Annotated in this window: 17 protein-coding genes and 1 tRNA gene; 7 read left to right on the top strand and 11 right to left on the bottom strand. The window is 66.1% G+C overall.

What is annotated here, in order from left to right:
• Positions 1-295: 295 nt before the first annotated feature.
• Positions 296-814, top strand: a complete 519-nt coding sequence (rimI, locus tag KOR34_RS14655) for a ribosomal protein S18-alanine N-acetyltransferase (RefSeq protein ID WP_228714615.1) — start codon at positions 296-298, stop codon at positions 812-814.
• 18 nt (positions 815-832) lie between these two features.
• Here the strand turns inward: rimI and KOR34_RS14650 are convergent, their stop codons facing one another.
• The 6 genes from KOR34_RS14650 to thrS form a co-directional block, all read right to left on the bottom strand.
• Positions 833-1,315, bottom strand: a complete 483-nt coding sequence (locus KOR34_RS14650) for a YfcE family phosphodiesterase (protein WP_146565301.1) — start codon at positions 1,313-1,315, stop codon at positions 833-835.
• Positions 1,316-1,327: 12 nt separating this feature from the next.
• A complete protein-coding gene (locus KOR34_RS14645) occupies positions 1,328-2,488 on the bottom strand; it encodes an ATP-grasp domain-containing protein (RefSeq protein ID WP_146565300.1) in 1,161 nt (386 codons plus the stop codon).
• Entirely contained in the window at positions 2,469-2,861 is a 393-nt protein-coding gene (locus KOR34_RS14640; protein WP_146565299.1) for a nucleotide pyrophosphohydrolase, read from the bottom strand. The genes KOR34_RS14645 and KOR34_RS14640 overlap by 20 nt, the downstream gene beginning before the upstream one ends.
• A 108-nt stretch (positions 2,862-2,969) precedes the next feature.
• A complete protein-coding gene (locus KOR34_RS14635) occupies positions 2,970-3,974 on the bottom strand; it encodes a hypothetical protein (RefSeq protein WP_146565298.1) in 1,005 nt (334 codons plus the stop codon).
• Between the two features lie 131 nt (positions 3,975-4,105).
• Complete coding sequence (gene infC / locus KOR34_RS14630) at positions 4,106-4,639, bottom strand: translation initiation factor IF-3 (protein ID WP_228714614.1); 534 nt, start codon at positions 4,637-4,639, stop codon at positions 4,106-4,108.
• 249 nt (positions 4,640-4,888) lie between these two features.
• Positions 4,889-7,039 (bottom strand): threonine--tRNA ligase, encoded by a 2,151-nt coding sequence (thrS, locus tag KOR34_RS14625; RefSeq protein WP_146565296.1) that lies wholly within the window; start codon positions 7,037-7,039, stop codon positions 4,889-4,891.
• Between the two features lie 444 nt (positions 7,040-7,483).
• Between thrS and KOR34_RS14620 the strand changes: the two genes are divergently transcribed.
• Positions 7,484-8,269 carry a PEP-CTERM sorting domain-containing protein gene (locus KOR34_RS14620; protein WP_146565295.1) on the top strand — a complete coding sequence of 262 codons (786 nt, stop codon included), beginning with the start codon at positions 7,484-7,486 and terminating at the stop codon, positions 8,267-8,269.
• 348 nt (positions 8,270-8,617) lie between these two features.
• On the opposite strand, the gene KOR34_RS14615 is transcribed toward KOR34_RS14620, so the two are convergent.
• On the bottom strand, positions 8,618-10,075 hold the full coding sequence (locus KOR34_RS14615) for a 30S ribosomal protein S1 (RefSeq protein WP_146565294.1): 1,458 nt from the start codon (positions 10,073-10,075) through the stop codon (positions 8,618-8,620).
• Between the two features lie 223 nt (positions 10,076-10,298).
• On the opposite strand from KOR34_RS14615, the gene KOR34_RS14610 reads away from it, so the two are divergent.
• On the top strand, positions 10,299-11,162 hold the full coding sequence (locus KOR34_RS14610) for a hypothetical protein (RefSeq protein WP_146565293.1): 864 nt from the start codon (positions 10,299-10,301) through the stop codon (positions 11,160-11,162).
• A 56-nt stretch (positions 11,163-11,218) separates the two neighbouring features.
• Positions 11,219-12,163, top strand: coding sequence for an aldose 1-epimerase (locus KOR34_RS14605; RefSeq protein ID WP_146565292.1), 945 nt, complete (start codon positions 11,219-11,221; stop codon positions 12,161-12,163).
• A 132-nt stretch (positions 12,164-12,295) separates the two neighbouring features.
• On the opposite strand, the gene KOR34_RS14600 is transcribed toward KOR34_RS14605, so the two are convergent.
• The 3 genes from KOR34_RS14600 to KOR34_RS14590 all read right to left on the bottom strand — a co-directional run bounded on the left by KOR34_RS14600 (position 12,296) and on the right by KOR34_RS14590 (position 14,375).
• Entirely contained in the window at positions 12,296-12,706 is a 411-nt protein-coding gene (locus KOR34_RS14600) for a hypothetical protein (RefSeq protein ID WP_146565291.1), read from the bottom strand.
• A gap of 117 nt (positions 12,707-12,823) precedes the next feature.
• Positions 12,824-12,905, bottom strand: a tRNA-Leu gene (locus KOR34_RS14595).
• Positions 12,906-12,995: 90 nt separating this feature from the next.
• Entirely contained in the window at positions 12,996-14,375 is a 1,380-nt protein-coding gene (locus tag KOR34_RS14590) for a Gfo/Idh/MocA family protein (protein WP_146565290.1), read from the bottom strand.
• Positions 14,376-14,583: 208 nt separating this feature from the next.
• On the opposite strand from KOR34_RS14590, the gene KOR34_RS14585 reads away from it, so the two are divergent.
• Positions 14,584-15,360 carry a hypothetical protein gene (locus tag KOR34_RS14585; protein ID WP_146565289.1) on the top strand — a complete coding sequence of 259 codons (777 nt, stop codon included), beginning with the start codon at positions 14,584-14,586 and terminating at the stop codon, positions 15,358-15,360.
• A 10-nt stretch (positions 15,361-15,370) separates the two neighbouring features.
• Here KOR34_RS14585 and KOR34_RS14580 read toward each other — a convergent pair whose 3' ends face one another.
• Entirely contained in the window at positions 15,371-16,177 is an 807-nt protein-coding gene (locus tag KOR34_RS14580) for a TrmH family RNA methyltransferase (RefSeq protein WP_146565288.1), read from the bottom strand.
• A 69-nt stretch (positions 16,178-16,246) separates the two neighbouring features.
• On the opposite strand from KOR34_RS14580, the gene KOR34_RS14575 reads away from it, so the two are divergent.
• Together KOR34_RS14575 and KOR34_RS14570 are read left to right on the top strand one after the other, a co-directional pair.
• The gene (locus KOR34_RS14575; protein WP_146565287.1) at positions 16,247-16,675 is read left to right on the top strand and encodes a gamma-glutamylcyclotransferase family protein; all 429 of its coding nucleotides are present in this window, start codon (positions 16,247-16,249) and stop codon (positions 16,673-16,675) included.
• Complete coding sequence (locus KOR34_RS14570) at positions 16,672-17,202, top strand: cupin domain-containing protein (RefSeq protein ID WP_146565286.1); 531 nt, start codon at positions 16,672-16,674, stop codon at positions 17,200-17,202. The genes KOR34_RS14575 and KOR34_RS14570 overlap by 4 nt, the downstream gene beginning before the upstream one ends.
• Positions 17,203-17,210 lie beyond the last annotated feature (8 nt).

The following is a 17,210-nucleotide window of genomic DNA, read 5'->3' as shown; positions in this document are numbered from 1 at the left end:
CCTGGGCGCGCGGTGGGTCACGGAAGCCTACCTCGCACAACCACCCCAGGCGGGAGCCCTTGCGGGAAAGCTGGCGTCGCCGCAACGGTCGCCCGCCGCACATCCGGTAGGGTCGTCAATACCGCGTCGCACCAAGATACGGGAGCTGCTAGCAGGGCCCTGTTGGGGGCGGCTATTCTGACTTGGCATCCCCTTATCCTTCTGATACTTTGCCCCCCACGCCGATCAACAACTACTGACTCCCGGACGCAATGCACGCTGCTCGGGGGGCGGCCGACACGGAGGAAGGCCAGGTATGAAAGTGCAAGGTAACCCGCAGCTCCGCGTTCACATCCGCTGGATGATCCGCCGAGATATGCCCGAGGTGCTCGAGATCGAGCGCCGCAGCTTCGAGTTCCCCTGGTTCGAAGAAGACTTTGTCCGCTGCCTGCGTCAGCGCAACTGCATCGGCATGGTGGCCGAGCAGGGCGAGCGGGTCGTGGCCTTCATGATCTACGAGCTGCACAAGACGCGGCTGCACATCCTCAACTTCGCCGTGGCGCCGGACGTTCGCCGCCACGGGGTGGGGCGGCAGATGGTGGAGAAGCTGATCAGCAAGCTCTCCAGCCAGCGTCGGACACGGATCTCGCTCGAGGTCCGCGAGACCAACCTCGAGGCGCAGCTCTTCTTCAAGCAGAGCAACTTCCGCGCGACCTCCGTGCTGCGTGACTTCTACGACGACTCGACCGAGGACGCGTACCTGATGCAGTACTACTTCGAGGAAGCCGAGGTGGGCCAGGCGGCCACCAACCGCGTTCGCCGATTGGCCGGTTAGCCGTCCGCCGCGCTGCCGCTACAGCGGGACGATGGTCGCCGACAGTGGGCTCAGCTCCACCACCGCCACCGAGGGCCTGCTAGCGCGGTACACCGCGCCCGGGTTGAGCACCATCACGGGCCCGGTTTCGTCGATGGCCGCCACGTGGGTGTGGCCGTAGCACACCAATTCGTGCTCGCCCGCCTGGATGGTCTGCTTGAACCGCTTGCGGTCGTGGCTGTGGAGCAGCGCGACCCGCACGCCGTCGAATGCCAAATCGGCGAACTGGCCGTGCCAGTGCTGGCCCTCGGCATCAACCGCCGCGCCGAGCGAGTCGAGGTCGTAGTCGCAATTGCCAGCCACAAAGTGGGTGGGCCACTGATGGAATTGGCGGACCACATCCGCGCCGCCGACGTCGCCACAGTGCAGCACGGCCTCGACCTCCAGGCTCTCCAGCATCCTCACCGCGTCCTGCGTCAGGTCGACGTGGCCGTGGGTGTCGCTGATCACGCCAATTCTCACGCCGCCGCTCCTCTATTCTGGTGTAGGGGTTGCCCCGTACAGCCGCGACTCGGTCTCGGCGACGAAGCGAGCAAATGCACTGGATTCCGCCAGGCCGCCGCGCGCGATTACCGTCAGGATGGGATCACCCGGTTCGAACCGCTGACCGCCCGCAGGCAGGTCCGCAAGCCAGGCGGCGTTCTCCCCCATTCCGGGCGACGCGGCCCCTAACTGTACGGAGTCCGGGACATACAGGGCCCTGCGGGCGTAGAGAATCTGCTTTTTTGCGGGCGCCCGAGCCGGCTGGGATGCAGGCAGAGCGTTGGCCGGGGCCTCGTTTGCGAACGCCAAGCTGTGCAGCCCCAGCACCGGCGTCGCGCCGGACAGCTCCAACACCTCAACCGAGGCGGTGTAGCGTGGGTTTACCTCGAGAACCCAGAACTCATCGTCAGACAGCCACAGATCAACGCCCACAACGCCCCGCAGCTCAAAGTCGTGCCGAAGTGTCTCGCGGAGCCTCTTGAGCTGACGCTCCACCGCGCGGCCAACCTCTAGCGGACCAACCGAACCGGCGTACTGGAACGGCGCCGCCCCGTGACGGGGGCCGATGAGCTGCTCGGTGACGCCGACGGTGCGGGCCCAGGTGTCCCCGAGTACAAACACCACCGACGCGGGCCGGCCCTGCTGCTCAGTAAGCCGCCGCTGGTAGACGGCGCCCCGCTCCAGACCGGCAGCTGCTGCGTTTGGTCTATCGAGCTCCCACACGCGGTCCGCCTTGCAGAGCCAACTCCCGTCCAGCGGTAGGCTGGCAGACGAGGGTCGTGTCTCGGGGAATCCAATGCCGGCCTCGGCCAACGCCGCATGTAGTATCTGGAGGTCTCGTGCGGAGCGCAGCGGTGCTCCACACACGCCCCAGAGCGGCTTGAGACGCGCCATCCGGTCGATCAGCGCCGGCCACCGCTCCAGCCCGCCGGTGTACATCCAGGCGTCCGCTTCGACGCCCTCGAGCCAACTGCAGAACCCGCTCGGGTAGTCTTCAATCTGGGTCGCCGGGCCTACTTCTCGGAGATCGGCGTCCGCAAAGAGATCCGCCGCGACCACGTCCAGGCCCGCCCGCGAGGCCGACTGCGCCGCGGCCCGAACGCTGGCGCCAACGATCGCCAGACGCGGGCGGCTACCCAACAGGTTTGCCATCCTGCCCGAGCTCGTGCCGCCCCTGGAACTGCTCGGCAGGGTACTTTTGGGCGTTCTTGACCATTTTGGCGCGGATAGTCTGGCTGAGGTCGATGCCCAGCTCGTTGGCGATTGCGAACGAGTACCCAACCACGTCCGCGATCTCCTCGGCGACGGCCGCCAGCTTCTCGGCGTCCGCGTCGATGTGCCGGGACTCCTCGGAGTCCATCCACTGGAAATGCTCGAGCAGCTCGGCGGCCTCAACCGCCAACGCCATCGAGATGTTCTTGGGCGAGTGGAAGTGGCGCCACTGCCGCTCCTCCACGAACGCCGCCATGTTGCGCCGCAGCTCGGCGACCGTGGTATCTGCGTCTCCAGGAAAGGCTTCGGGCATAGCTCTTCAGGCGGGGGCGTGCGGGGGAAAACCCGATGATAGCCCGCCGGAGGCGGCACGGCACGGGGCGCCCAGCCACGTGGCGCTGAGCCTGCGGACACGCCGCAGTTAGGCGGGGTGCTCGAACGCTGGTGGTTCGCTACGCGGGCCGATCCACTCGAACCCAGGCAGCATAAGCTGCTCGGGCGGGGCTTCAACGTCGCGGTACCGGCGGCGGTACCCGTCGGCCAGGTGGATCATCAGCTCGAGGATCAGCAGATCGGCCCGGTTCATCACGTGACGGGTGCTGCGGGCCCCCAACCCGCGGACCAGCTGTTCGAGCACGTCCAGGTGAAGCTGAACAGCCCGGTGCGCGGCTACGCCCGCGGCGGCGAGCAGCTCGGCCAGCTTGGACATCTCGACTGTCAGGTTCCCGACGCCCATGATCACGTACGCCCGGAGCACGTCGCGGTAGTTGGCGACCAACGCTTCCGGCAGGTCGCTGGTCCGCCCTTGCCGGCCGTCGGTTGGGGCGGCGGGCTCAGAGAACCCGCCTTGAGCGTCGTCGGCCGAACGCATGGCGTTCAGCTCGACGAGGAGGCCGCGCTGCTCGGCCAGCAGGCGTTCTGCCTCCTGGTGCTCGATGGTCAGCCGCTGCTGCTCGGCCTCGTACAGGCGGCGGTTCTGGCGTTCCAGCTCGCACCGCCGGATCGCGCTGCGGAGTTCGCACAGGAGCACGCGCGGCGTCGTCTGGCGGATGCAGCAGTACGCGTCGGCGCCGGCCGAGTAGCAGTCGGCCGTGCAGGCCGCCGGCTCGCCCTCGCCCAGCACGACAACGGGCTCGTCGTGCCCGCCGCCACGCATCGCCTCAACAAACCCGGGCGCGTCGAGCATGCCGGGCTCGTGAAGCACCATCACCGCGTCGAAGACCTCCTCGCGCAACCGCGCGAGCGCGGAAGTCGCGCCGATGGCTTCCTCCAGGTTGGCCCGCGTCGCGCCCTCGCTGGCGAGCGCCTGCGTGATCCAGCCCGCGGCGTTGTGCAGAGTGGTCACGCACAGCAGCTTCAGCCGGGCCGGGAGCGCAACGGCGGCCACGGTCTTGTCGGCGCTAGGATCGAGGACTGCCGAGGGCATTGCAAGGCGGCTGCGGGCAAGCGGAATGAAGCGGCCGGATCGTATCCGCCCGCTCGATCCGAGGCAACACCGCAGCTGCCCGCCGTGCTAGCGCTGACGGCGCCGGCGAGCGGCTGGCATCGCCGAAGCAGCTACTTCGGCGCGAACGTCACAACGATCCGGCGCCCCTGCATGGAGGGCGCCTGCTCGACCTTCGAGACCTCTTCCAGCTCTTTAATCAGACGCTCCACGAGCTTGAAGCCCTCGTCGACGTGGGCGTTCTCGCGGCCGCGGAAGATGACGCTGAAGACGACCTTGTCCTTCTTCTCAAGAAACCCCTTCGCGCGGTTCACCTTGGTCATGAAGTCGTGCTCGCCGATCTTCGGCCGCAGTCGCACTTCTTTGTTCTGGCTGTGGTGAACGTGACCCTTGTGCTGACGCTTCTTCTGCTGGTACTTGAACTTGCCGTAGTCCATGATCCGGCAGACCGGCGGCTTTGCCCCGGGCGCGACCTCAACGAGGTCCAGGCCCGCCTCGCGGGCTTTCGTCAGCGCTTCCTCGGTTTCCATTACCCCGAGCTTCTCACCATCGGAGGTGACAACCATGACGGGGGTGATTCGTATCTGCTCGTTGATACGTTGTTGATTGCGATCGGGGGCCCGTTCAACGGGACGGTTTCGAGACAAGCTAACTCCAATAGATGGGGGATACGTTCGGCCCGGCGACGGGCGAAGGGGTTGGCGTCGCGGGGCTGCTGTTGCGACCGTCCTGGGCCGATCCGGCGGCCACCGGAACGCTCAACCCAGGCCGAAAAGTCGCTACGTCACCAGAAGTATTGGCCATAATGCGGCAGCGCGTCAACAGATGGCCGGCGCGACCCTCCGCTCCGGAGGAGCCGCTCAACCGGCCTCAGCCGTCCAGCCAGCGCAGCCGGCTCAGACCGCCTCGTCGTCGGCTGGACGCTGACGGACCACCTTGCGGGCGATCTCATCCTGCAGCTTCGCGATGGCCTCATCGAGCGGCATGGCACCGATATCGCCATCCTGGCGGTCCCGGACGGTGACGGTGCCGTTGTCGCGGTCCTTCTCGCCCACGACCAGCATGTAGGGGATGAGCTCCAGCTGAGCCTCCCGGATCTTCGCGCCGAGCTTGGCGCCCCGGTAGTCACCCTCGGCCCTCAACCCGGCAGCTAGCAGCTTCTGCTGCACCTCACGCCCGTATTCCTCGGACTTTTCGCTGACGGTCAGCACCCGGCACTGCTCGGGCGCCAGCCACAGGGGGAACGCGCCCGAGAAGTGCTCGATCAGCACCCCGATGAACCGCTCCATCGAGCCCAGCGGGGCTCGGTGGATCATCACGGGCCGGTGGGGCTTGTTGTCCGGGCCGATGTATTCGAGCGCGAACCGGCCCTCGCTCGGTAGGTTGTAGTCCAGCTGCACGGTCCCAAGCTGCCACTCGCGACCGATGCAGTCGGTCACAACAAAATCGATCTTGGGCCCGTAGAAGGCCGCCTCGCCCGGCTCGGGCTCGCAGCCTGGCAGGTTCATCTCCTTGGCCACCCGCTCGATGGCCGCCTCGGCGCGGTCCCAGACCTCCGAGTCGCCTACGTACTTGGTGCTGTCGGGATCGCGGAAACCGAGGCGGACCCGGTAGTTGTCCATCCCCAGCGACTGCAGCACGCCCTGGGTCATCTCCAGGCAGCCGCGCACCTCCTCAGCAACCTGATCCTCCGTGCAGAACAGGTGAGCGTCGTCCTGGGTGAATCCCCGCACGCGGGTCATGCCGCTCAGCTCGCCCGACTGCTCGTACCGGTAGACCGAGCCAAACTCGGCTAGCCGGATCGGCAGGTCGCGGTAGCTGCGCGGCTTGGACTTGTAGATCATGATGTGGTGCGGGCAGTTCATCGGCTTGAGCAGGTACCGCTCGTGCTCGTGGGCCCACGCGTCCAACGCGGCGGCTTTTTCCTCGTTTGTGCCGTCAGCAGGGTAGTCGCCCTCGTAGCCCAACACTCGTGCTGCCTGCAGCAGCTTCTGCTCGTCGGCCGAGTCGAGCCCACCCTTCTTCAGGCGTTCGACGAACACATCGACCAGCTGCCCCGCCTCATGCTCGCAGAGCGGGGGGAACTGCGATTCGCGGTAATAGGGGAAATGGCCCGAGGTCTCGTAGAGCTCAACCCGCCCGATGTGCGGGGTGTAAACCGCCTGATAACCACGTCGCCGAAGCTCATCGCGGATGTATTCCTCAAGGCACTGACGCAGCGTCGCGCCCTTGGGCATCCACAGAATCAGTCCCGAGCCGACCTTGTTGTCGATGGTGAACAGGTCGAGCTGCTTGCCGAGCACCCGGTGGTCGCGTTTCTTGGCTTCCTCCAGACGATGAAGGTGCTCTTTCAGCTCCTTCTTGTCGAAGAACGCCGTGGCGTACAGACGCTGGAGCTGCTGACGGCTCGCGTCGCCCTTCCAGTAGGCGCCGGCCACGCTCAGCAGCTTGAAGGCCTTGCCCAAGTGGGCGGTGCTTGGGACGTGCACCCCGCGGCACAGGTCGACGAATTCGCCCTGCCGGTAGAACGAAACCGACTCTTCGTCGCCTAGCCCGGTTTGCAGGTGTTCTACCTTGAAGCCCTGGCCCATCTCCTCGCAGAGCTGGATGGAGTCGGCCTTGAGCTGCTCGAACCGTTCGAAGGGCAGGTCCTCTTTGATGATCTTCTTCATCTCCGCCTCGATCGCAGCGAAGTCGTCTTCGCTGAGCGCTCGCGGCAGCTGCATGTCGTAGTAGAAGCCGGTGTCGGTAACCGGGCCGAATGCTAGCTGAACGTCGGGGAATAGCCGCATCACGGCCTGGGCCATCACATGGGCGGCCGAGTGCCGCATGATGCTTAGCGCTTCGGGATCCCGCTTGGTGTACAAGCGGAGCTGAACCTCGCCGTCGGCGGGTAACTGGTGGGAGAGATCCCGCTGGACGCCGTCTACCTCGCAGGCAATGGCGGCTTTGGCCAACCCTTCGCCGATATCGAGGGCGACCTCTCGTACGTTTACTTGCTTTTCGAATCGGCGTTGACTGCCGTCCGGAAGGGAGATTGTCAACATCAGAGCCCGCTCAGTGGCGTCGAGGACAGGTCGGAAAGTGCTACCCGCCAGGATCTTACGTCGATTGCCGGAGGAGGGGAAGGGCGGAGGCGACCCCTGTCATCTAGGCGGCGTAAGCCCCTGTAAGGATAGTGGGAAGCTGGGGTGCGCCGGACCGCAGAATAGTTTCGGGGTTTTAGCGAAATTGTTATCGCTATTTCCCGCACGTGCGTTATCATGAGTCCTGAGTTAGGCACTTGGTGGCAGCCCGCATTGCGTGGAATGCCTGCTCAATCGGCCCGAAATGCACGGTCTTGCAGCACTGAACTTGTCCAGCGAGTGCTTAATTCGAGCGGCGTCATGACGACGCCGCTGATGTGAATGTCCTTCGAGGTCCGGGAAGACGAGTTTCCTGGACTGCCAGAGTAAACCTCATTTGAATCTGCAAACGTCGGAGTAGATCTCATGTCCTCGATGATTCGCTCGCTATCCTTCCAAGGGCGCACCCTTGCGCTCTTTGCTGCGTCTCTTCTCGTTGCTCCCACCGCGTTCTCCGCACCGATCAATTACGGTGACTTTAGTGACATCCCGCCGGGTGCGGTGATGTACACGGATGTCACCGAGTCTTCCGGGACCGACGCTCTGCCGCTCTACGGCGCGCCCGATATCACCGGCAACGTCTTGGATTTCGATCCGACTTTCGCCTCGAACTCGGCGGACGGATCCCCCGGCGCCGACACGACCGATGGTCAGTTGAATTTTGACTTCATGACCGCTCCCGGCGCAGGGCTCAACAGCTTCACGATCAACGAGTCCGGCAGCGTGACATTGTTCGGGGCTGGCTCCGCTGCGACTGCCGCAGGCGCAGGTATCTACGCTGAGGTTGAGATCACCCACGTGGACGGTACCGCTCTCGCATCCCCCATCAAGATCACCAGCAGCGTATTCAGTAGCTGGGATCTTGTGACTTCGCCCGGCACTAACGGCTGGACGAATCAGCTCTTTATTGACTTCGGCCCGGCTCTTGCGAACGCTGGCTTCGGTCAGAACTCGTACGCGACTAAGGGTAGCGTTGTCATCGATGACACCTTGGTTACCACGGCGGAAACGAACCCCAACACGACTGCCTTCATCGACAAGAAGGACTTCACGATCATTCCTGGCGGCGACCTGAATCCTGTTCCTGAGCCCGCCGCCGCTGCTCTGGCCGCACTAGGTCTGGCTGTTCTTGGCGCTCGTCGCCGCAGCTAGAGCCTACAAGGCCGCTTAGAGATCTATCCGACAAAGGCACGCCTCGCGGAGCGAGGCGTGCCTTATTTTGTGCGCGAAGGGGAAGGGCGTCACCAGAGTCTTGGGTGACGGAGCTTTTCATTCTCACGCGGCGACATACTGGAGGCCACGCTTCTGTAATCTCGGGCGCCTCTGACTCCAGCGTTGCCGCGGGGGCTTAAGCGGACCGTCCCGCAGAATCTGTTTGTCAGTGGCTGCCCAGAGCGCAGGGAGAGTCGCCGGGAACGCGGCTACAGCTTCGTCCTGGAAAGATGGGCTACCGCTGCTAGGCAGCTATCTCAGCTCGGCTGGTTAGCCGAGTTGGCTCGCCTACCACTTTAGGCCGAACTTCTCGCCGCCCGTGGGGGCGCCAACTCCACCCTTGAGCGTGCCGGTGTGCTTCGTTGGCGCCTTGGGCGCGTCTGTCGGGAGTGGCAGGTCTTCGTCGGCAGGTTTGGCGTCCTTCACAGGTCCAGCTGTTAGTGCTTTGAGCGACAGGCCTATCCGCTGCTTGTCGCGTTCGACGCTCAGCACCTTGACCTCCACCTGCTGACCCTCGCTCACCACGTCAGAGGCCCGCATCACGCGTCCGTGGGCGAGCTCAGAGATATGGATCAGGCCCTCCACGCCCGCCTCGAGTCGGACAAACGCGCCGAAATCCATCAGTTTGGTGACGACCCCGCTTGGCTTGGACCCGATCGGGTACTTGGCGTCGACGCCGTCCCAAGGATTCTCGGCTGACTCGCGGTAGGACAGTCCGATCTTCCCGGACTCTGGGTCGACGCTCTCGACCTTGACCTTGACGTTCTGCCCTTCGCTGAGCACTTCGCTGGGGTGGTTGACCCGTTCCCAGCTCATTTTGCTGACGTGCACAAGGCCGTCCACGCCGCCGAGGTCGACAAAGGCGCCAAAGTCGCGGAGGCTGCGGACCACCCCCTCGCGGATTTGGCCGGGAGCGAGCTCAGCAAGCAGCTTGTCGCGTTTCTCAGCTCGCTCTCGCTCCATCACGGCGCGGTGGCTGAGTACGAGATTCCCCTTGTCGCGGTTGGCCTCGGTAACGACGCAAGCCAGACGCTGACCGACGTAGTCTTCCGGGGTTTCGACACGGTAAAGGGAGATCTGGCCCATCGGCATAAAGCCTTTGATGCCAGCGACTTGGCACTCCAAGCCCCCCTTATTCACGCCCGTCACCGCGACCTCGACGACCTGACCCTCGGAGACGTCGTCCCAGTCGCCTACCTCGACGGCGGCGTTGGGCAGAGAAAGTTCGTACAAGCCATCCACCAGCCGTACCACGACCAGCTCCATCTCGGCGCCGGTTTCTGGGTGGGCGTCTTCTTCGAACTGCTGGAGCTTCACAACGCCTTCGCGGTGCCCGCCAAGATCGAAGAACACGCTGTCGCCGTGCTGCCGCGTGACCCTGCCAGTGACCCGGGTCTCGGACGGAAGCTCCTGCGAGATTTCGCTAGTTGACTCGTCGATCAGCGCGTCGAGCGACTGGCCGCCCAGGGCCGCTTCGAGCTCGGCCTCCAGTTCGGGGGTGAGCTGGGCCCGCACGTTGGGCGGTGGGTACTTTGACGGCGTCGGCTCCGCGGCCTTTTTGGTGACCGGCGTGACCGGCTTGGGCATCGCGGGCTGGCTGTTTTCCGTTCCTTCGCGCTGATTGCCGATCCTGATCCGCTCGCTCGGGCGGTCGGCCGCAGGCTCCGCAGGGGCCTCCGGCTGTGTGGGCTGCACATCGGCGCCGGTGGACTCGTTTGCTTGCGGGGTGGGGGTCTCTTCGGGCATTACGCTATCGAGAGTCGGTGAACGAGGACGGATTGCCGGGCGCAGGCGCCGCAGCTTTGATCGAGGAGTTTACCAGTCTGGGGCGGCCATCGCCAGCGATTCAGGGGAGGGCGAGAGGCTACTCAAGCACTGCCGTGCCGGAGGGATCGGGCTACAATCCAACCCTGTCGGGCCGTTCGAGGCGGCGCCGATTGGCAGACTCCTAGGAGGCGCCCCACGCCCGATGCTCGACGCCGCACGAATCGCGTTCTTGGTAGTGCACCTGCTGACCAACTCGATGGCAGGGGGGGCCCCACTGGCGGCGGCTGTGCTGCCGCTCTCGTCGGACGTGCGACGGCGTCTGGCTGGGATCGGCCTGTTAGCGTTGCTCTTGGGGCTGCTGGCGGGCGGCCTGAGCACGTTGCTCGTGCTGGCTGGGGCTTGGCCTGCGTACGAGTCCGCCGCGGCGCGACTGCCGTCGCGGGCGTACCTGATGCTTGGGGGCGAGTGGGCGTTCTCGGCCATACTGATGCTGGTGTACTGGATGTCCTGGTCGCGTCTTGCGGGGCGCCGGGTGCTGCACGGGTTGATCGGGGTCGTGGCGTCGACCAACCTTCTTTACCACTTCCCGACGATGATGGTTGTGCTGCGGCTTTTAGCGGAAGACCCGGGGCTCGCGGGGCCTGCGGTCGTGTCGCGGGACGTCTTCCTGGACGTGCTTTGGCGGCCGCTGCCGCTCGGGCTAACCGCCCACTTTTGGGGGCTCAGCGCGCTGCTGGCGGGCCTTGTCGTTCGGCGGCTGGCATTGGCGGGGGAGGGGATTCCACGCGACGCGCGGGTGGGCGCCTTGGTAGCCCTGGTCGGGGCGGTGGGATTGTTCCTGTCGGGCGTGTGGTGCCTGCTCAGCGCGGAGGGCTTGACTGCTCGATCGCTGCTGTCGATGGACTCTCTATCGGGGCTGCTTTTTGCCGGCGGCGTTGCCTGCGCCCTCTGGTTGCTGGCCCGCTTGATGGCTGAGGCATGCACCCGCCGCGTGGCGGGCGACGGCCCCCTCACTGGTGCTGTGCTTGCCGCCCTGCTGATGACCGCGGCCGCGCGCATGCTGTAGCCACGTCGCTGACCAGTTTAGATTTGTTCACACTCTGAATCACGAGATCGAGTGCTATGTCCGCCGATATCGCCACCCTCGTTCACACTTCCGGAGCCGAGGCCCGGGTTCTGGTAAGCCAAGGCTTCAACTGTTTCGCCTGGTCCGCAGTCGTCCAAGACGGCGTGCGTCCCATGCTGTACGCGCCGGAGGGGTTTGAGTCGGGCGACCAGCGAGCGTCGTCGGGCGGGACGCCGATCCTGTTTCCATTCCCGGGGCGGATCGAGCAGGGCCGCTACGAGTACGCGGGTAAGCAGTACCAGGTGCCGGCCGGCGATGCGCTTGGAAACGCAATCCACGGCTTCGTGTTCAACCGCCCCTGGCGGGTCGTGGACCAATCGAGCGACCAGGTGACCGCCGAGTTTGTCGGGTCGGTCGACGCGCCCGACACGCTCGACCTGTGGCCTTCCGACTACGCAATCCGTGCGACCTACCGCCTGGAAGGCGACCGCCTGACGCTTGACGTGACGTGCAGCAACCCCGGCGACTCGGAGTTGCCCTACGGACTCGCGACCCACGCGTACTTCCGCCTACCGCTGGGCGGCGGCGATCCGGAGCAAACCGAGGTGCAGGCGCCGGTCGACGCGCAGTGGGAACTCAAGGATATGATCCCCACCGGGGAGCACGGCCCAACCGACGCGTCCCGCGGATTCGCCGCGGGGATGCCGCTAGCGGGCCAGGCTTACGACAGCGCGTTCCGGCTCAACCAATCAGCAAGCGGCGAGGCAACCAGCAGCCTGTCCGGCGACGGTGTGCGGCTCACGCAGACCTGCGGGGACGAGTTCAAGTGCTACGTGATCTACACCCCGGGTCACCGCGAGGCGATCTGCATCGAGCCCTACACGTGCCTGCCTAGCCCGTTCGGGTCCGCGGCCCGCGGGGCGGAAACGAACCTGCTCGTGCTGCAGCCCGGCGAGTCGCGTCAGCATCGCGTGGTGCTGCAGGTTGAGGCCGCGGGCTGAGCCGCGTGAGTTCATCCGGGGGGCGGCCGGTTGGCCCTGCACAGGGTGGCTCCCCTGCCAAGGAAAACACGCAGGCGAGACCGGGGCTCGCCTGCGTGTTTTGTGGTTTCTGCCGCTGCGTAAGGCGAGCTGCTACTTGGCTGCCTTGCTCGGCTCCTTCTTGGCCTCTTCAAGCGTGCCGCCGGGCAGCTTGCCTCCGGCGATGATCTTGTCGTAGGTCGGGCTCGACTTGTCCTTGGCGTCCGAGTGCTTGGCGCCAACGTCCTTGATCGCCTTGGTGATCTTCTCGACGTCCTTCTTGTCCTTCTTGGTCAGCAGTGGGACCAGGTGGATGCCGTAGGGGTTGTGGTTGGACTTCTTCTTGCCCTGGTGGCAGATGAAGCACTTCGCTTCCTTGGCCGCCTCGACGAACTCCTTGTTCGAGCTGTCGTCGACGTAGATCTTCATCCACTCGTCTTGGAACTGTTTGATCGCGCTCGCCGGGCGAACCGAGATTCCTGTCAGCACCGCGGTAGCTACCAGAGCGCACACTAGTCGCGTCATACTAGATCCTCGTCGTGGAGTTGCCTGTGACTTGCCTTGCCTGCGGCTATCACGGGGCCGCGGGGAGCGGCGGGCCGGGCGTGGCGTCGGGTGGGACTCTCAACTCTTGGGAAGCAGTAGGGATGACAGGAGTCGAACCTGCACTCCCGAAGGAACTGGAACCTAAATCCAGCGCGTCTGCCAATTCCGCCACATCCCCACTTCCCAAGGGGGGACCGCTTCCGCGGCGTCACACTACTATATCTGACGCCCCGGCCCTCGGCCAGTTGATTCCGCCCGCCCCGTCAGCCTAGACGACCTGGGTTTTCCCGGGGACCGGCACGGGATACCGCCCCTCGTCGTCCGGCGTGACCGGCGCCGAGGCGTCCCAGCTGTTGAGGTCCCCGGCGAGGCTCATCTCCGAGGCGATGGCGTCGTCCCAGCGGATCTGCTTGCCGCTGTAGGTCACCATCCGGCCGAGGATGGCCGCCATCGTGCTGGTGGCGCCGTACTCGGTCTCGTTCTGAATGACGCCCTTGCGGAGGTTCGCGATCAGGTCGGTCTGCTCCTGCTGGTGGCCCTGCGGGTTGCGGCCCTCAAACTTCCAGGCGATCTGCCCGTTGGGCTTGAAGATCCTCCCGCCGGAGATGTCCGCGGAGCCCGCGGTGCCGTGGGCGTGCTCGCTGACATTCGTGACGCAGCCGGCCTGCTGTCGGCAGGCGCTCAGCATCGTGGCGCCGCCCGGCATGGTGAACTCGACCATGTGGTGGTCGAAGATCTGACCGAACTGCTTGCCGGTCCGCACCTCGCGTCCGCCCATGCCGTAGGCGTACTCGGGCAGCGAGCCGAACAGCCAGTTGCTGACATCGATGTTGTGGATGTGCTGCTCCACAATGTGATCGCCGCACAGCCAGTTGAAGTAGTACCAGTTGTTGACCTGGTACTCCAGCTCGTTGGGCCGACGGCCGAGCAGCTGCCCCAGCTCGTAACGCGAGCGGTTCCAGAGCGGGCTGCCGTTCCAGTAGACCCGGGTCAGGATGATGTCGCCGATCGCGCCGTCGCGCAAACGGTCGATGGTCTCGATGTACTTCGGCTCGTGCCGCCGCTGCAGGCCGACCGCCACCGCCGTGTTGTTCTTCTTGGCGGTTTCGCCCGCCGCCAGCACGCGCCGGACGCCCGGGGCGTCGACCGCCAGCGGCTTCTCGGTGAACACGTGCTTGCCGGCGTTGACCGCGGCCTCGAGCTGCACCGGGCGGAAGCCGGGCGGTGTCGCCAGCACCACCAGGTCGCAGTCGGTTTCCAGCAGGCCCTTGTAGGCGTCGAGCCCGACGAACTGGCGCTCGGCCGGGACGTCCACGATGTCCTGCACGTTGCCGCCGTCCGAGCCGAGCTTGTCCCGTGCGGCCGCGTTGGAGCTGTTGATGGCCTCTTTGATGCGGTACTCAAACGCGTCCGCCAACGCCACGACCTTGATCGGTCCGGGCGTGTTGATGATCTGCTGGACGGCGCTCTTGCCGCGTCCGCCGCACCCAACCAGGCCGACCTTGATGGTGTCGTCGCCGAAGGTGTGCGGCGCTACCGCCATCGCCCGGCTGGCCAGGCTGGCCGTCGCGACAGCGGCGCCAGAGGCAGCCAGGAACCCGCGGCGGCTGGGGGAGTTTGGCGTCGTGGTTTGTTGTTTCTCACCCATTGCGTTGAAAGCCTATAGGAGGAAAGGGGAGCAGGCGCCCGAGGCCCGGGGCCATTGGTATCCCCCTCATGATAGTGGTGCTAGCGCGTCAACACAAATTTGATTGCCTGCTGGCGCCGCGGCGGCGGCCGATCGCACTTTACCCTCTTCGGAGGTTCCGCTAACGTCCGCGCCCCGAACGCCCCCGGCACCCCCTCCAGGTCTCGCCATGCTGTGCCCGATCAAGCCTTTGTCCGCCTTATTCGCCGCGGCGTCCCTGCTGCTGGCGTCCGTGGCGGTGGCCGCCGACCTCCGCATCGAGACCCGCGTCTACGCCCCGGAAGAGGAGGCGCCGGTCTGCCGCAGCGTCACCCTATTCAGCGGCGCAGCCGTGTACGACTTCCGCGAGGACCGGCCGGTGGTCACGATCTTCCGGGCAGCCGCAGCCGGCAAGCCGGAGCGGTTCACGCTGCTCGACACCCAGCGGCAGGTCCGCACCGAAATCGAAGTCAGCAAGATCGACCACGCGATGGTGAGCCTCCGCAAGTGGGCCGCGCAGAGCGGCGACGCGTTTCTCCGCTTCGCCGGCGACCCCGTGTTCACGGAGTCCTTCGACGAGGAAACCGGCGAGCTGCAGCTCATCGGCGACCAGCTCAGCTACCGTCTGGTCACCGTGCCGATGGAGGACGAGATGACGCGCCTGGCCGTCCGCCGCTTCCTCGACAGCTTCACCAAGCTCCAGACCCTGCTCGAAACCAGCCTGCCTCCCGACCCGCGTCTGCGGGTCAACGAGGCGTTGTTCGTTCATGGCGTGATGCCGGTCGAGACCAAGCTCTTCAGCGGTAAGCAGGACAAGCCGAGCCTGCGGGCCGAGCACCTCACCGCGCCGCTGCTGTCTAAGCGTGACCGCGCCCGCATCGATGACGCGATCGACAAGATGGCCAGCTACCGCCAGGTGAGCAACGAAGAGTTCCGCAGCGCCGGCGTGCAGACCGCCGCCAAGTAGCGTCGGCCTGCTAATCGGCGTCCCGCTGGCGGCGCGCCTCGTACAGCAGCACGGCCGCCGTCACCGAGACGTTCAGGCTGTCGCCCACGCCGAGCATCGGGAGCGAGATCGGCCGCACTCCCGGTCCGGCCCACGCGTCTGTCAGGCCTTCGGCCTCGGCGCCAAGCACAATCGCGGCCGCGCCGCTGAGGTCGGCCTGCCAGCAGCTCTCCTGCGCGTCCGGCCGGGTGGCGAACGCCGGGATCCGCCGTTCGCTGAGCCAGTCGATCGCCTCGCGGCTCGTCGCAACGGCAACCTTCGGCTTGAACACCGTCGCGACGCTCGCGCGGATGACGTTCGGGTTGTACAGGTCGATCACCGGGTCCACCACGACCACCCCGTCGACCCCCGCGCCGTCTGCCGTGCGGAGCAGGGCGCCGAGGTTACCCGGCTTTTCAACGCCCTCGATCACCGCGATCAGCGGCGCCTCGGCCGGGACCCGCAGGTCGGCCAGCGGCCGCTCTGTCGTCGCGGCGACGCTCACCACTCCGTCTTGCCGGTCGCCGTAGGCGAGCCGCTCGAACACCTCGGGCGAGACGGCCACCACCTCGACCCCCGCGGCACGCAGCTCGGCCACGGCGGTCTCGCCACTCTCTCCCAATAGGTCGGCGCAGACAAACGACGTCGCCAGCTCTGCGCCGCACGCCCGGGCCCGCACGCTCTCCCGGGCGCCGTACACCAGCGTTTGGCGGAGCTGGTCCCGGTGCTTGCGGTTGCGGAGGGCGGCGGCCTCCTTGATCCGCGGGTTGTGGCGGCTGGTGATCTGGGTGGGCGTCATCGGGCTCGAATTGCGTTATGTTAGGGGGGCCGCGTGGCGCCCCCACCCTTCATCCTACCCCCGCCTCTGATGGACGTCTTTACCTACGGCACGCTGCAGGCCGACGCCATCTGGCGCCGCGTCTCTCAGCAGGAGTGCGAGTCGGTGGCCGGTGAGGCTCACGGGTTCCTCGCCCGCCGGGTCCGATCGGCCGACTACCCCGCGATGGTGGAGCAGGAGGACGGGGTTGTGCCGGGGCTGGTGTATGTGGGCGTTGGTCCGGAGGCGGTGCGGCGGCTCGACGCGTTCGAGGGCGCCGAGTACATCCGCCGCCCGATCGCCGTGCGGTGCGCCGATGGGCGGGAACGCCGCTGCCAGGCCTACCTGCTCGCGCCGAGTTGCCGGGGCCGATTGTCCGACGATCCCTGGACGCTCGACGCGTTCCTCGGCAGCGACGCGTACCACCGTTTCACCCGCACCTACGTCGGCTTCCCCACCGTCGAACAAGACCAGCCATGACGACCCCGCCGCTCGATCCACAGCAGATAATCGACCTGCTCGGCCTGCAGCCGTTGCCCCAGGAGGGCGGCTTCTACCACGAAACGTACCGCGCGCCGCTCACCATCCCCACCGACGCGCTGCCCGACGCCTACGAGGGGGACCGCCACGCGTCCACCGCGATCTACTTCCTCATCGCGCCGCAGGAGTGCTCGGCGATGCACATCCTGCCGACCGATGAGGTGTTCCATTTTTACGCCGGCGACCCGGTCGAGATGCTGCTGCTGTACCCCGACGGCGACGCCGAACAACGTACGATGGGCGTTGACCTCGCGGCGGGCCAGCGGCCGCAGGTGTTGGCCCCCGGCGGCGTGTGGCAGGGGTGCCGCCTCCGCGACGGCGGCCGCTGGGCCCTGTTGGGCTGCACGGTGGCGCCCGGCTTCGACTTCCGAGACTTCCACGTCGCCTCGCACGAAGAGATTGAATCGCTCGCCGAACACTTCCCGTCGCACGCCGACCAGGTCCGACAGCTAGCGCCCAAGCAATAGGTAGCCCC

This window comes from Posidoniimonas corsicana (genome assembly GCF_007859765.1).
Classification (GTDB): domain Bacteria; phylum Planctomycetota; class Planctomycetia; order Pirellulales; family Lacipirellulaceae; genus Posidoniimonas; species Posidoniimonas corsicana.
Note: the sequence above shows the minus strand (reverse complement) of the source record. Positions and strands in the feature narration are given on the sequence as shown.

Coding starts and splice junctions, on each gene's coding strand:
- rimI (WP_228714615.1), top strand. CDS start 296: ATGAAAGTGCAAGGTAACCCGCAGCTCCGCGTTCACATCCGCTGGATG.
- KOR34_RS14645 (WP_146565300.1), bottom strand. CDS start 2,488: ATGGCAAACCTGTTGGGTAGCCGCCCGCGTCTGGCGATCGTTGGCGCC.
- KOR34_RS14640 (WP_146565299.1), bottom strand. CDS start 2,861: ATGCCCGAAGCCTTTCCTGGAGACGCAGATACCACGGTCGCCGAGCTG.
- KOR34_RS14635 (WP_146565298.1), bottom strand. CDS start 3,974: ATGCCCTCGGCAGTCCTCGATCCTAGCGCCGACAAGACCGTGGCCGCC.
- thrS (WP_146565296.1), bottom strand. CDS start 7,039: ATGTTGACAATCTCCCTTCCGGACGGCAGTCAACGCCGATTCGAAAAG.
- KOR34_RS14620 (WP_146565295.1), top strand. CDS start 7,484: ATGTCCTCGATGATTCGCTCGCTATCCTTCCAAGGGCGCACCCTTGCG.
- KOR34_RS14615 (WP_146565294.1), bottom strand. CDS start 10,075: ATGCCCGAAGAGACCCCCACCCCGCAAGCAAACGAGTCCACCGGCGCC.
- KOR34_RS14610 (WP_146565293.1), top strand. CDS start 10,299: ATGCTCGACGCCGCACGAATCGCGTTCTTGGTAGTGCACCTGCTGACC.
- KOR34_RS14605 (WP_146565292.1), top strand. CDS start 11,219: ATGTCCGCCGATATCGCCACCCTCGTTCACACTTCCGGAGCCGAGGCC.
- KOR34_RS14600 (WP_146565291.1), bottom strand. CDS start 12,706: ATGACGCGACTAGTGTGCGCTCTGGTAGCTACCGCGGTGCTGACAGGA.
- KOR34_RS14590 (WP_146565290.1), bottom strand. CDS start 14,375: ATGGGTGAGAAACAACAAACCACGACGCCAAACTCCCCCAGCCGCCGC.
- KOR34_RS14585 (WP_146565289.1), top strand. CDS start 14,584: ATGCTGTGCCCGATCAAGCCTTTGTCCGCCTTATTCGCCGCGGCGTCC.
- KOR34_RS14580 (WP_146565288.1), bottom strand. CDS start 16,177: ATGACGCCCACCCAGATCACCAGCCGCCACAACCCGCGGATCAAGGAG.
- KOR34_RS14575 (WP_146565287.1), top strand. CDS start 16,247: ATGGACGTCTTTACCTACGGCACGCTGCAGGCCGACGCCATCTGGCGC.
- KOR34_RS14570 (WP_146565286.1), top strand. CDS start 16,672: ATGACGACCCCGCCGCTCGATCCACAGCAGATAATCGACCTGCTCGGC.